Origin of the sequence: Enterobacter mori LMG 25706, from assembly GCF_000211415.1 — a bacterium.
GTDB classification, from domain to species: Bacteria; Pseudomonadota; Gammaproteobacteria; order Enterobacterales; family Enterobacteriaceae; genus Enterobacter; species Enterobacter mori.
In genome coordinates, this window is record NZ_GL890776.1 from 331,402 (window position 1) to 344,603 (window position 13,202).

General features: G+C 55.7%; 15 protein-coding genes and 1 pseudogene. 11 read left to right on the forward strand and 5 right to left on the reverse strand.

Annotation, left to right across the window (positions count from 1 at the left end; genetic code table 11):
• From paaH to paaY, 6 genes are all read left to right on the forward strand, one after another.
• A complete protein-coding gene (paaH, locus tag ENTMO_RS0111475) occupies positions 1–1,425 on the forward strand; it encodes a 3-hydroxyacyl-CoA dehydrogenase PaaH (RefSeq protein ID WP_010430752.1) in 1,425 nt (474 codons plus the stop codon).
• On the forward strand, positions 1,415–1,843 hold the full coding sequence (gene paaI / locus ENTMO_RS0111480; RefSeq protein ID WP_010430753.1) for a hydroxyphenylacetyl-CoA thioesterase PaaI: 429 nt from the start codon (positions 1,415–1,417) through the stop codon (positions 1,841–1,843). Before paaH ends, paaI begins: the two co-directional genes overlap by 11 nt.
• A complete protein-coding gene (gene pcaF, locus ENTMO_RS0111485; RefSeq protein WP_010430755.1) occupies positions 1,836–3,041 on the forward strand; it encodes a 3-oxoadipyl-CoA thiolase in 1,206 nt (401 codons plus the stop codon). The genes paaI and pcaF overlap by 8 nt, the downstream gene beginning before the upstream one ends.
• Before the next feature lie 27 nt (positions 3,042–3,068).
• Positions 3,069–4,385, forward strand: coding sequence for a phenylacetate--CoA ligase PaaK (gene paaK / locus ENTMO_RS0111490; protein ID WP_010430757.1), 1,317 nt, complete (start codon positions 3,069–3,071; stop codon positions 4,383–4,385).
• Between the two features lie 133 nt (positions 4,386–4,518).
• Entirely contained in the window at positions 4,519–5,454 is a 936-nt protein-coding gene (paaX, locus tag ENTMO_RS0111495; protein WP_029485064.1) for a phenylacetic acid degradation operon negative regulatory protein PaaX, read from the forward strand.
• 9 nt (positions 5,455–5,463) lie between these two features.
• A complete protein-coding gene (gene paaY, locus ENTMO_RS0111500; RefSeq protein ID WP_010430761.1) occupies positions 5,464–6,060 on the forward strand; it encodes a phenylacetic acid degradation protein PaaY in 597 nt (198 codons plus the stop codon).
• Here paaY and ENTMO_RS24635 read toward each other — a convergent pair.
• Positions 6,058–6,324 (reverse strand): annotated as a pseudogene (locus tag ENTMO_RS24635) (LysE family translocator); the annotation flags it as partial. The gene paaY and the pseudogene ENTMO_RS24635 sit on opposite strands and share 3 nt — an antisense overlap.
• Positions 6,325–6,459: 135 nt before the next feature.
• On the opposite strand from ENTMO_RS24635, the gene ENTMO_RS0111505 reads away from it, so the two are divergent.
• The 3 genes from ENTMO_RS0111505 to ENTMO_RS0111515 all read left to right on the forward strand — a co-directional run bounded on the left by ENTMO_RS0111505 (position 6,460) and on the right by ENTMO_RS0111515 (position 7,942).
• The gene (locus ENTMO_RS0111505; RefSeq protein WP_010430762.1) at positions 6,460–6,948 is read left to right on the forward strand and encodes a DinB family protein; all 489 of its coding nucleotides are present in this window, start codon (positions 6,460–6,462) and stop codon (positions 6,946–6,948) included.
• A gap of 59 nt (positions 6,949–7,007) precedes the next feature.
• The gene (locus tag ENTMO_RS0111510) at positions 7,008–7,490 is read left to right on the forward strand and encodes a glutathione peroxidase (protein ID WP_010430764.1); all 483 of its coding nucleotides are present in this window, start codon (positions 7,008–7,010) and stop codon (positions 7,488–7,490) included.
• Between the two features lie 134 nt (positions 7,491–7,624).
• A complete protein-coding gene (locus ENTMO_RS0111515; RefSeq protein WP_010430768.1) occupies positions 7,625–7,942 on the forward strand; it encodes a cupin domain-containing protein in 318 nt (105 codons plus the stop codon).
• Between the two features lie 186 nt (positions 7,943–8,128).
• Here the strand turns inward: ENTMO_RS0111515 and ENTMO_RS0111520 are convergent, their stop codons facing one another.
• The 3 genes from ENTMO_RS0111520 to ENTMO_RS0111530 form a co-directional block, all read right to left on the reverse strand.
• A complete protein-coding gene (locus ENTMO_RS0111520; RefSeq protein WP_010430772.1) occupies positions 8,129–9,067 on the reverse strand; it encodes an omptin family outer membrane protease in 939 nt (312 codons plus the stop codon).
• A 229-nt stretch (positions 9,068–9,296) separates the two neighbouring features.
• Complete coding sequence (locus ENTMO_RS0111525; RefSeq protein WP_010430775.1) at positions 9,297–9,734, reverse strand: VOC family protein; 438 nt, start codon at positions 9,732–9,734, stop codon at positions 9,297–9,299.
• Between the two features lie 64 nt (positions 9,735–9,798).
• Complete coding sequence (locus tag ENTMO_RS0111530; protein WP_010430780.1) at positions 9,799–10,956, reverse strand: MFS transporter; 1,158 nt, start codon at positions 10,954–10,956, stop codon at positions 9,799–9,801.
• Between the two features lie 133 nt (positions 10,957–11,089).
• Between ENTMO_RS0111530 and ENTMO_RS0111535 the strand changes: the two genes are divergently transcribed.
• Complete coding sequence (locus ENTMO_RS0111535; protein WP_010430783.1) at positions 11,090–11,626, forward strand: MarR family winged helix-turn-helix transcriptional regulator; 537 nt, start codon at positions 11,090–11,092, stop codon at positions 11,624–11,626.
• A gap of 24 nt (positions 11,627–11,650) precedes the next feature.
• A complete protein-coding gene (locus ENTMO_RS0111540; protein WP_010430786.1) occupies positions 11,651–12,577 on the forward strand; it encodes a LysR substrate-binding domain-containing protein in 927 nt (308 codons plus the stop codon).
• Positions 12,578–12,623: 46 nt separating this feature from the next.
• Here the strand turns inward: ENTMO_RS0111540 and ENTMO_RS0111545 are convergent, their stop codons facing one another.
• Entirely contained in the window at positions 12,624–13,094 is a 471-nt protein-coding gene (locus ENTMO_RS0111545) for a hypothetical protein (protein ID WP_010430789.1), read from the reverse strand.
• Positions 13,095–13,202: the final 108 nt, after the last annotated feature.

The window sequence follows — 13,202 nt, forward strand, 5'->3', positions numbered from 1 at the left end:
ATGCTGAACATACGGACTGTCGCCGTGATTGGCAGCGGCACGATGGGCGCAGGCATTGCCGAAGTGGCGGCAAGCCACGGTCATCAGGTTCTGATTTACGACATTTCTGCCGACGCCATTTCCCGCGCGATTGACGGCATTCGTCAACGCCTCGCGTCCCGGGTAACGCGCGGAAAGCTTTCTGCGGACGCGAGCGGACAGATCCTCGCCCGACTGGTTCCGGTGACGGATATCGATGCGCTGGCATCGGCAGATTTGGTTATTGAGGCGGCCTCCGAACGCCTTGACGTCAAAAAAACGCTGTTTGCGAAACTGGCGGAAGTCTGTCCGCCGCAGACGCTGTTGACCAGTAACACTTCCTCTATCTCCGTCACGGCGATTGCGGCGGACATCCACCATCCGGAGCGCGTCGCAGGGCTGCATTTCTTTAACCCGGCACCGGTGATGAAGCTGGTGGAGGTGGTCAGCGGGCTGGCGACCTCTCCGGAAGTGGCCGACGCGCTGTGCGAGCTGGCGCTGAACTGGGGCAAACAGCCCGTTCGCTGCCAGTCAACGCCGGGGTTCATCGTCAACCGCGTCGCGCGTCCGTTCTATTCCGAAGCCTGGCGCGCGCTGGAAGAGCAGGTCGCCCCACCGGAGGTGATTGATGCTGCCCTGCGCGAAGGCGGTGGTTTCCCGATGGGGCCGCTGGAGCTGACCGACATGATTGGTCAGGACGTTAACTTTGCGGTGACCTGCTCGGTATTTAACGCCTTCTGGCAGGAGCGTCGTTTTCTGCCCTCACTGGTGCAGCAGGAGCTGGTGCTGGCCGGAAGACTGGGCAAAAAGAGCGGAAAGGGCGTTTACGACTGGCAGAGTGGCAAACCCGACGTGCAGTGGGTCAAGGCGGTAAATGACAGCTACAGCCCGATGCGCGTTGAAAAAAGACGTGACGGTGTCACCGAAATTGATGATGTGTATCTGATTGAAACGCAGGGGGAAACCGCTCAGGCGCTGGCGCTGCGGCTCAACGGCCCGGTGGTGGTGGTCGACCGCATTGAACGTGATGTGGCGGTGATAGCCGCGGCGGCAAGCAACCCGCATACCGCGACGCAAAAAGCCATCCGCTACCTGCAACAGCAGGGTAACCGGGTGGTGCAAATTGCCGATTATCCCGGCCTGCTGGTCTGGCGCACGGTGGCGATGATTGCCAACGAAGCGCTGGATGCCATGCAAAAAGGGGTCGCCAGCGAGAAGGACATCGATACCGCCATGCGCCTGGGCGTGAACTACCCGAGCGGGCCGATCGCCTGGGGCGAGCGTCTGGGCTGGCAGCGCCTGCTGACGCTGCTGGAGAACCTGCAGCGTCATTACGGCGAAGAGCGCTATCGCCCCTGTTCACTGCTGCGCCAGCGCGCGCTTCTGGAGAGTAGCTATGAGTCTTAACGCCTGGCATAACGCCCGCGCGATGTACGAACGGGACGCCTGCGCGCAGGCGATGGGGATGGACATTGTCGAGATGGATGAAGGCTACGCGGTGGTGACCATGATCATCACGCCGCAGATGCTTAACGGCCATAAAACCTGCCACGGTGGACAGCTTTTTTCGCTGGCAGATACCGCCTTTGCCTACGCCTGCAACAGCCAGGGGCTGGCAGCGGTGGCCTCAGGTTGTTCGATTGATTTTCTGCGTCCGGGCTTTGCCGGGGACACGCTCACCGCCACCGCGCGCGTGATGCATCAGGGCAAGCTGACCGGCGTGTATGACATTGAAATCCAGAACCAACAACAGAAAATCGTCGCCCTTTTTCGCGGAAAATCTCACCGCATCGGCGGCAGCGTGACAGGAGAGACAAATGCGTGACGCATTTATTTGTGATGGTGTTCGAACCCCTGTGGGGCGCTACGGCGGCACGCTTGCCGCAGTCCGAACCGACGATCTCGGTGCCGTGCCGCTGCGCGCGCTGCTGGCCCGCTATCCCCAGCTCGACCTCGAGCGGATCGATGATGTGATCTTCGGCTGCGCCAACCAGGCGGGGGAAGATAACCGCAACGTGGCGCGCATGTCGGCGCTACTGGCCGGGCTGCCGCAGACGGTCTCCGGAACCACCATTAACCGCCTGTGCGGCTCCGGGCTGGACGCGATTGGTTTTGCCGCGCGCGCCATTAAGGCAGGCGACGGCGACCTGCTGATCGCGGGCGGCGTGGAGTCGATGTCCCGCGCACCCTTTGTGATGGGCAAAGCCACCGCCGCGTTTCAGCGTCAGGCGGACGTCTTTGATACCACCATTGGCTGGCGATTTGTGAATCCGCTCATGCATCAGCAATTTGGAACTGACAGTATGCCGGAAACGGCAGAGAATGTAGCTGAATTGTTAAATATCAATCGTGCCGAACAGGACGCGTTCGCGCTGCGCAGCCAGCAGCGTACCGCGCAGGCGCAGCAGAACGGTATTCTGGCGCAGGAGATTGTGCCGGTGCGGGTACCGGGCAAAAAAGGGGCGGTCACAGAGTTCAGCGTGGATGAACATCCGCGCGCGGACACCACGCTCGAGCAGCTCGCCGGGCTGAAAACGCCGTTTCGTAAGAATGGGGTGGTCACGGCGGGAAATGCCTCTGGCGTCAATGACGGCGCGGCGGCGCTGATTGTCGCCAGCGAGAAGATGGCGCTGGCGCAGGGGTTAGTCCCGCGCACGCGGATCGTGGCGATGGCGACCGCGGGCGTGGAGCCACGTCTGATGGGACTCGGCCCGATACCTGCCACCCGCAAGGTGCTGGAGCGCGCCGGACTCAGTATTAACGATATGGACGTGATTGAGCTTAACGAAGCGTTCGCCTCGCAGGCGCTGGGCGTGCTGCGTCAGCTGGGCCTGCCGGATGATGCCGCGCACGTCAACCCGAACGGTGGCGCGATTGCGCTGGGCCACCCGCTGGGAATGAGCGGTGCCAGACTGGCGCTGGCCGCGAGCAATGAACTGCACCGACGCGGCGGGCGCTACGCGCTGTGTACGATGTGCATCGGTGTGGGTCAGGGCATTGCCATGATCCTTGAGCGTGTTTGAGCATAAAAACAATGTGAGTACCCTACAATGACAAATACAACAAAGCTTGATCCGATTGAAACGGCTTCCCTTGACGAGCTACAGGCGCTGCAGACCGCGCGTCTGAAATGGACGCTGCATCACGCCTACAACAACGTGCCGATGTACAAACGCAAGTTTGACGCCGCGGGCGTTCACCCTGACGATTTCAACGAACTGGCGGATATCCGCAAATTCCCGTGCACCACCAAGCAGGACCTGCGGGATAACTATCCGTTCGATACCTTTGCCGTGCCGATGGAGCAGGTGGTGCGTATTCACGCCTCATCCGGCACCACCGGCAAACCGACCGTCGTTGGCTATACGCAAAATGACATCGACAACTGGGCCAACCTGGTGGCCCGCTCCCTGCGCGCCGCGGGCGGCAGTGCGAAGGACAAAATTCACGTGGCGTATGGCTATGGCCTGTTTACCGGTGGGCTGGGGGCGCACTACGGCGCCGAGCGTTTAGGGGCGACGGTGATCCCGATGTCCGGCGGCCAGACGGAGAAACAGGCGCAGCTGATCCGTGATTTCCAGCCGGACATGATCATGGTGACGCCATCCTACTGCCTCAACCTGATTGAAGAGCTGGAGCGCCAGATGGGCGGCGATGCCAGCGGCTGTTCCCTGCGCGTGGGCGTCTTCGGTGCCGAGCCGTGGACGCAGGCCATGCGCCGCGAGATTGAAAAACGCTTAGGCATTACCGCGCTGGATATTTATGGCCTTTCCGAAGTGATGGGACCGGGCGTGGCGATGGAGTGTATCGAAACCGTCGACGGCCCAACCATCTGGGAAGATCACTTCTACCCGGAGATCGTCAACCCGAACGACGGCACGCCGCTGGATGACGGTCAGCAGGGCGAACTGCTGTTCACCACGCTGACCAAAGAGGCGCTGCCGGTGATCCGCTACCGCACCCGCGACCTGACGCGTCTGCTGCCGGCAACTGCGCGCAGCATGCGTCGTATGGACCGGATCAGCGGGCGCAGTGACGATATGCTGATCATCCGCGGCGTCAACGTCTTCCCGTCACAGCTGGAAGAGGAGATCGTGAAGTTCGAACACCTTTCACCGCACTACCAGCTGGAGGTGAACCGCCGCGGGCATCTTGATTCACTTTCGGTGAAGGTCGAGCTAAAAGAGAGCAGCTTAATCCTGACGCACGAGCAGCGTTGCCAGGTGTGCCACCAGCTTCGCCACCGCATTAAGTCGATGGTGGGGATTTCCGCCGACGTGACGATCGTGAACTGCGGCAGCATTCCGCGCTCGGAGGGGAAAGCCTGCCGGGTGTTTGATTTGCGTAAAGTGGCTGCCAACGGTTGAATTTCCCTCACCCCAGCCCTCTCCCAAAGGGAGAGGGTGTATTGCGTTCCCTCTCCCTTTGGGAGAGGGTTAGGGTGAGGGTCGATCCCTGATTCCTATGCTATGATTCATCCAGGACAAAAATTACAACAGAATGAATCACATGAATAAACTCGACGCCTTTATCCAGCACGCGGTTAGCTCCGTTCCCGTCAGCGGGACTTCGCTTATTTCTTCGTTATACGGTGACGCGCTTTCCCATCGCGGCGGTGAGATTTGGCTCGGCAGCCTTGCCGCTCTGCTGGAAGGCATGGGGTTTGGCGAGCGCTTCGTGCGCACCGCGCTGTTTCGCCTCAACAAAGAGGGTTGGCTGGACGTTTCCCGCATCGGGCGTCGCAGCTTTTACCGCCTGAGCGATAAAGGGCTGCGTCTGACGCGTCGCGCGGAGAATAAGATCTACCGCGCGGAACTGCCCGCCTGGGACGGCAAATGGTTATTGCTGCTCTCAGAAGGGCTGGATAAAACCACCCTTGCCGACGTCAAAAAACAGCTGATCTGGCAGGGGTTTGGCACGCTGGCACCGAGCCTGATGGCCTCGCCGTCACAGCATCTGGCGGACGTGCAGTCCCTGCTTCACGATGCTGGGGTGGCGGAAAACGTCATTTTCTTTGAAGCCCACTCGCCGCTGGCGCTCTCCCGCGCAGCGCTGCGTTCGCGAGTGGAAGAGTGCTGGCAGTTGACCGAGCAAAACGCGATGTACGAGACGTTCATCGATTCATTCCGCCCGCTGCTGCCGCTGCTGAAAGAGGCCGCGCCGGAGGAGCTGACGCCGGAACGCTGCTTCCAGATCCAATTGCTGCTGATTCACTTTTATCGTCGTGTGGTGCTGAAAGACCCGCTGTTGCCGGAAGAGTTACTGCCCGCGCACTGGGCGGGACAAAGCGCCCGACAGCTCTGCATCAATATCTACCAGCGCGTCGCGCCGGGGGCGCTGGCGTTTGTCAGCGAAAAAGGCGAAACCTCGGTTGGGGAACTGCCCGTGCCCGGCACGCTTTACTATCAACGTTTTGGTGGTCTGAATACTGCGTAAGGAGAGGGTATGCCTGTTTATCAAATTGATGGTCTGACGCCAGTGGTACCTGACGAGAGCTACGTTCACCCAACGGCAGTGCTGATTGGCGACGTGATTCTGGGCAAAGGCGTTTATGTCGGCCCAAACGCCAGCCTGCGCGGCGACTTTGGTCGCATCGTAGTGAAAGACGGGGCGAACATTCAGGATAACTGCGTGATGCACGGCTTCCCGGAACAGGACACGGTGGTGGAAGAGAATGGGCATATCGGCCACAGCGCCATTTTGCACGGCTGCATTATCCGCCGCAATGCGCTGGTGGGCATGAACGCGGTAGTGATGGACGGGGCCGTCATCGGTGAAAACAGCATCGTCGGCGCGGCGGCGTTCGTGAAGGCGAAAGCGGAGATGCCCGCCAACCATTTGATTATCGGCAGCCCGGCCAAAGCGATTCGTGAACTGAGCGAGCAGGAGCTCGCCTGGAAGCAGCAGGGCACGCGGGAGTATCAGGTGCTGGTGGAACGCTGCAAGCTGACGATGCATCAGGTGGAGCCGCTGCGTGAGGTTGAGCCTGAGCGGAAACGGCTGACATTTGACGAGAATTTACGGCCGAAGTCGGCGGTGTAGGGTGGAAGGTCCGCTTCGCGGCAGAAGCGGACGTAAAGAGACATAGAAAATATCCATTTTGGGATTAAGCACATTCCCAAGCATCCCTCTGATAAACCAGTTTCCCCGGGAAGCGGCATTGCTATCGCTGTGACTGAAGGACGACCGGGGGCTTATCAGCAGCTGCCAGCCCAGCCAGCTTAAGTAGGCGGCACCACAAACTTTCAGCACCGTGTAAGCCAGTTCTGAAACCGCCAGCAGAGCACCCAGACCTAGCGCAACCAGGGTGGTTGTTTCTCAATCAACCTGACGTCGCAACTCATAATTATTATCAAGGAACGCGTCAGGCCCCATCCCGTGAAGTTCTGGAATATCAGGCCTGAACTGATATGATAATTTTGAATTAATCTGGAGGGATAAATGAACGCAGACACGATTGTCACGTTATTTAAGTTCAAACGCTGGGCAGATGCAGAAACACTACGGGCAATGCAGAAGGTCGATATCCTGGAGAATGCTAAGAAGCACCATCTGATGCTCAGGCTTATGAACCATATATATGTTGTGGATATGATTTTCAGAGCAAATATTACCGGTCAAAAACACCAGTACACAGCGTTAAATACGCCAGAAACTCCATCTTCAGACGAACTTCTTTTAAAGATGTCTGAATGCGCTGACTGGTATATACAACACGCCGGCGCAATGAGTGCCGCTGATTTTCAGGAAACGATAAAATTTCGTTTTGTCGATGGCGGATACGGAGAGATGAAAGCGATGGATATGCTTAATCATGTCTTATTTCATGGCTCATATCATCGTGGTGCAGTGGGCTGGATGCTTTCAGAAACGGGAATTACCCCGCCAAAGGATGTACTCACTGTTTTTCTGAGGGATCATAATCATTAACAGGCCAACGTTAGAAACAATCGTCGAATTAGAACAGGTTCTGTTTTGAGGATGCCAGTATGACTCGTTTTTACCAACTTACAGCGACCAGCCTGGATGGCCAACCAATCTCTATGGCCGACTACGCGGGTAAAGTGGTTTTGGTCGTGAATACGGCAAGCCAGTGCGGCTTCACGCCTCAGTACGCCGGGCTTGAAGCGCTATACAAGAAATACGCGACTCAAGGGCTGGTGGTGCTTGGCTTCCCCTGCAACCAGTTCGGTAAGCAGGAACCCGGTGGTGCCGATGATATTTCAAAAACCTGTTACATCAACTACGGCGTCAGTTTCCCGATGTTTGAGAAAGTAGAGGTAAATGGAACTGCAGCGCACCCGCTGTTTCGTTATTTGAAAAACGAACTGCCCGGCGTGCTGGGCGGTCGCATCAAATGGAACTTTACTAAGTTTTTGATCGGACGCGACGGTAAACCACTCAAGCGCTTTGCACCGATGACTACGCCCGAGAAAATGGACGCTGCGATCCTTGCGGCGCTGGAAAGCTAAGCGTCTTTGATTGGCGCGGGCCAGAGGGCCTTTCTTTAGTCTGTTTTTCGACTTGTTTTCCCCGATTTGTTGTATAGCGAAAGAGAATTTATATGGCATAAATGCTCCATACGAATATCAAAGGGAACGACCGTATGTCGCTTTATGACCTTAAGACTGAAGCAACTGCATTAAATGAGGCCTGGCGCTCTTACGTATTAGGCCGCGTTGGGGAAACAAATCTCAAAATTCTGCGAATGGATGAGCGCTCGGTCACTGAAGAGGTGCATGAGTATGACGAGGGGTTACTGGTTATTGACGGGCGTCTGGAACTGAGTGTTAACGGAAAAAAAATCTCTGTAAGCTCGGGCGAGCTTTATATAGCCAAAGCTGGTGTTCCTCATACTGTGGAAATCGGCAGCTTTGGCACACTGGTTATCATCGATCTACCCGAAACCGAAAAAGCCCTATAAGGGAACTCAGACCGCTGACAACGTGCGTTTCGCCCGGCGGCGCTACGCTTGCACGGGCCTACGTTGCGAAATGTAGGCCGGGTAAGCGCAGCGCCACCCGGCAACAAAGACGGTTAAAATGTTGATGGCGGTGTTTGTCATCAATCCCAGGCCCCGTGAGGGGCCTGGTCTGTTTTAACGTCTGGATTAGAAGCGATATTGCAGACCCGCTGTAATGGTATAGTTGTGGTTAGAAATCCCTGCTGCACCCCCGCCAATAGACCCGGATTCGCCAGTATTGGTATCAATAATCTGCGTACCGCCTTTACCTTCTTCGTAACTGCTATAAGTAAATTCAGCAAAAACTTTGGCATGCGGCGTCACGTAATATCCGGCATCAACGGATGCGCCATAATAACGGGAATCAGAAGTCTTCTCGCGGAAGGTCAGATCGCGCATATAGTGCTCGTCGTTATCATGCGCGCGAACCCAGTCACTGAATTTAAACAGGGCATTAAATTCAAAGTCATTAAAACGGTACTGTCCTGCTAGGCCAATATACGGCATAGAGAAGCGCTGGCTATAACCAATACCGCGTTCGCCTGCCGGGAAATTACCCTGATAAGCACCATTGTCGTAATTGTAAGAACCCCCGGTCGCCGTCCAGCTGAAGCGGGTTTCCTGATAACCTGCGGTGACGCCTGCTTTATAGTTATCGCCCTGGAAGATCCAGCCTTTTACGTTAAGATCGTATTCATTGGCATAGTTAACATTCGTCGAAGGATGGCTTGAATGATCTGTCCAGGAGGATTGTTTTGCATTCATCCAGTCATAGTCATCCATATGACCTGAGCCTGAAGCCATGGACGTCCAGCCGCGGGCGTTCAGTGTCAAAAATGAGTATGCATCCCAGGAGATATCGCCTTTCAGAATGGCAACATTTTTTATTTTCCAGTCCAGTTGGCTAATTTTTCTTCCGGTGACTTCGTCATAAACCATTTCGTGAGATTTTCCGCTCAGCATCCCGGCAGAGGCTGAAACCGTTAAACTTTCCGGTGAAAAATCCGGTGTGACTTGTGAGGTGCCTGCATATACTGCCCCTGAAAACGCCGCCATCATCATTCCCGCAACAATATTTCTTGTCATTTTTATTTCCCTAAAACAAATTAATCGATGAGTTGCAGGGGAATATTAAAAGTCATACAAATAAGAATCAACTGCCAGTTTTGGTAATTTTTTTATAATTTGACGTAAGGCGCGATATTTAACTTTGGGCCGCCTGAAGGAGGCGGCCGCTAATATTTAAATCATTACTGGCTCGGTGCAAAATAGCAGTAACTTGATTCACTGTAACCGGCGCCACAATAAATTCCGTTTACCCACGCAGCCACGGCGTGATCGTGAGTCCTGTCAGCAGGCCCTCCGGGCTGAGCAGGCGAGTAACGGTCTGTCCCCACGGTTCGACGCGGTTGGCCACCAGCAGGCGATAGCCTTTTTCACTCAGAATGCGGGTAGCCGAATCCAGGTCCTGCACCTCGTATTCAATCCATCCCTGCGGTATGGGGTATTCAGAGGGCCACTGCGCTTCGCCAAAACAGGAGGTTGCCGCCTGTGAGAGCGGCCAGACGGCAAAATGCTTCGCGCCTGGCAACTGGCTCTCTTCAGTGAGCAGATAGTCGGCATTTCCTTCCATCAGCTTCAGCGGCAAACCGAGCGTCTGCACATAAAACGCGGTGCTGGCGTCGCTGCTCTGCGAAACAGGCCCGAAGCCGGCGATAAATAAGACATCAATTCCCGGTAACGTCTGCGGCATATCCACTCCTTAATGGGTTGAAACTCCAGAATTTATAGTATGGCTCTCAAAACGGGTACCGCATTCACCACACCTGCGCTTTCACGACGGGTTTAAACTTCAGCGCGATGACGATCAGCAGGATAACACCCGCACTCATGATCAGCCATGCGCTGGTCAGTGAAACAGAGCTGTCGCTAACGATCCCCGCAATTAATGGCATTAGCGCGGCAATCATATATCCACCTCCCTGCACTTTAGACAATAGCTTCCCGGCCTGCGCGGGCGTGCAGGCGTGATCGAAGGTGACGATGAGCGACAGCGGGAAGAGGGCACCGATCCCGGTACCCAGCAGCAACGTGGATAACACCGGCGTTGTACCCGGCGCAAAGACCAGACACAGTAATCCCGCCAGCAGCAGCAACAACACCGTAATCAGTGGAACGCGGCGGTCGGGGAATTTACCGATCAGCGCGGAGACGGCAAACCCAGCGACAACCTCGGTTAACGTCAGCCAGGCCAGCATGTAGCCGCTGCTGCGTGCGGACCATCCCGCCTGAATATAGAGCGGAGGCAACCAGGCCAATACCAGCGTATAGGCTCCTGTTCCCACGCCGAAAAAGAGCAACAGTAGCCCTGTGCGAGAGGACGAGAGCGTAACGGTTTCGTGTGCTGTTTTTTCCCCTTGAGGATGCTTAACCAGAGTCAACCACAGTATCAGCGCCAGCAGCGCTAACAGCCCGGCCATGGCCAGTGTGGGCTTCAGCGTGAGCCATGAAAACAGCGGCTCGGCGCTGGCGGCGGCGACTGCCGCACCGGCCATAATGCCCGTGCTGAATAGCGACATCACTGTGCTGGCCGTTTGCGTATATTCCTTTTTAATTAGAGCAGGCATTAACACCTGGATCGTGCCTATGCTGGCCCCGCCCAGTAACGCGGTGCCCATAAGACTCGCTGGTGAGGCGCTAAAACCGCGCAATAAACAGGCCACAAGCAGGATGAGGAGCCCGAACATAATTCCCCGAACGGCGCCGATCCTGGCTAAAAGCCAGGGCCCACATAAAGCGGCCAGCCCCATCATCGCGACAGGCAGGGTAGTCAGCAGGCTGAATTGCGTAGCAGTTAGCCCCGCTTCGCACTGAAGTACGGAAAACAACGGTCCGACAGAAGCCAGAATAGGGCGCAGGTTCAGCCCGACGATAAAAGCGATAACGGCGAAGAGTAATGGCGACGTGCGTTTCAACAGGGAATCCTTTTCAGTTGTGAATGGCTCGGGCAAATTGCCGCGAGCATTTATCTTAACGTTAAGATAAAATATATTTTTGCGTAAGATGTACCGCACAACAGGATAAATACCCACGCCATCAGGGGTGAAAATGAAAGATCATGTAGACTTCGTTGTCGACCAGTGGAGCCGTGCCATGCCGGAGCTGGACGCCTCGTCGATGAAAATTTTTGGCCGCATGCTCAGGCTAATGAAGCATCTGGGTAAAGAACGGGCGCAGGCCATGTCCCCGTTTGGTTTTCGCGAGGGCGAGTTTGACGTGCTCGCCACGCTGCGTCGCGCCGGAGAGCCGTACTGCCTTTCGCCTACGCAGCTGTATAAATCGCTGTTGATCACGTCAGGGGCGATGACGAACCGGCTCAGCCATCTCGAACAGCAAGGGCTTATCAGGCGTATTGCCGATCCGGACGATAAGCGCAGCACCCTCGTAAGCCTGACACCGCACGGGCAAGAGCTTATTGAGGAGGCGCTGATCGTGCATACACAAACGCAAAATGCGCTGCTGAGCAGCTTATCTGACGCGCAGCGCGCGCAGCTTGAGTCCCTGCTCAGGGAGCTGCTGCTGACGTTTCCGCCCGAGGGTCTGGGTGACAAGTCACAGAGTGCCGATAATACAAAAACTGCATAGCCAAACCTCACAGAAAGGGAACGTATGTCTTTACCACCACTGTATGCCTTGCGCGCCTTTGAAGTTGCCGCGCGGCTGAACTCCTTCAGCAAAGCGGCTGAGGCACTGAATATCACGCCGGGCGCGGTCAGCAGGCATGTCCGGACGCTTGAAATGTGGTTCGACTGCGAGCTGTTTAAACGGCAAGGGCCGAGAGTCGAAGTCAGTGAGGCCGGGCGTATTCTGGCCGGACAGCTTAGCGAAAGCTTCTCTAACATCGAGTGGGCCTGCCGCGCGTTCAGAAGTGAAAATCACCTTCTGCGCCTCAAGGCTCCCAGCACCCTGACAATGAGATGGCTTCTTAACGTCCTGAAATCGTTTCGTGAAAACCATGCGAAACCGAAAGTAGAAATTGCCAGCGTCTGGATGGACTTCGACACCGTTGACTTCAGCCGTGAGCCCTACGATTGCGCGATCCTCCTCGGTAATGGCTATTTCGGCGAGTCAACAGAAAGCAGGCTGCTCTTCAGCGAATGGCTCATTCCGGTTTGTACCCCGTCTTTGCTTGAAACTGCCCGGCAACAGCTACCGCACTGCGACCTTATTCACCCCTCTCCGGACAGACGGGACTGGCGACGCTGGCTGAAAAGAACGGGGCTATTTCCCGGTCTCGACATGAGCGGCGGGATTGTGTTTGATACCCTTGAGCAGGGAAGTCTCGCCGCCATGCACGGACACGGCGTGGCGATGGCCGATCTCCGGCTCACGCTGGAAGCGCTGAAAAGCGGCCTGCTCGCGCTGCCCTTCAGGGAGGCGATTGCAACAGGGGATGGCTACTACCTCGTCTGGCCGAAAAATTCGCTCAGAAGACAGAGTATTGAACGTCTGCTGGCCTGGCTAAACCTGAACTCGCCGGTAGTGCCTTCTCTGGATATCGTCTGTCTTGAGTACGATGAAAAACGGCTTTCTTAAATTAAGCAGGATATTCCTGACGGGATATCCCGCATAGTTAATGCGTTTATGCGTAGGGGATATTTGCCATCTTCTTATATCTTTCCGGCAGGGCGCTATTCAGGTTGAGTAATTTATCCAGAATATAAAGCGCAGGCGTACCCTTTGCGCGCTCTGCATCTATCAGCGCAGCGCGTAATACATTGGCAGCCGCGGTCATTTTATAAAAGTACGCTTCTGATGCAGGCGTCTGCGCTTCGCCTGACGTGGCGTACCGCACCTGGGGCCACTCGGCGAAGTCAAGCAGGGGAAGCGTTCCATCTTCTTTTGGCAAATGGGCAGTGAGCAGCTCCTCGGCGTTACCCGGATTGCTTTGGGCGAAAGACAGGAGATGCAGTCTATGGATAAAAGGGGAAAGCGCATCGGTTCGATGGTTTTCTGACGAAAGTAACGTTATTAGCGCAGGTATGTTTTCATCCACGGTGTTTTTTTCTGGTGAAAGAATTTCCATTAAATGAAATAAAACATCGAGTGTCATAGGTGCTCCATACATACTTGGTATTATTTATTTTTTTCTATCCCAGGGATGAGAGGATGGTATTTCAGGGCCGTCACTTTTGAAAAACGATAAATAGTGGCAATCAAT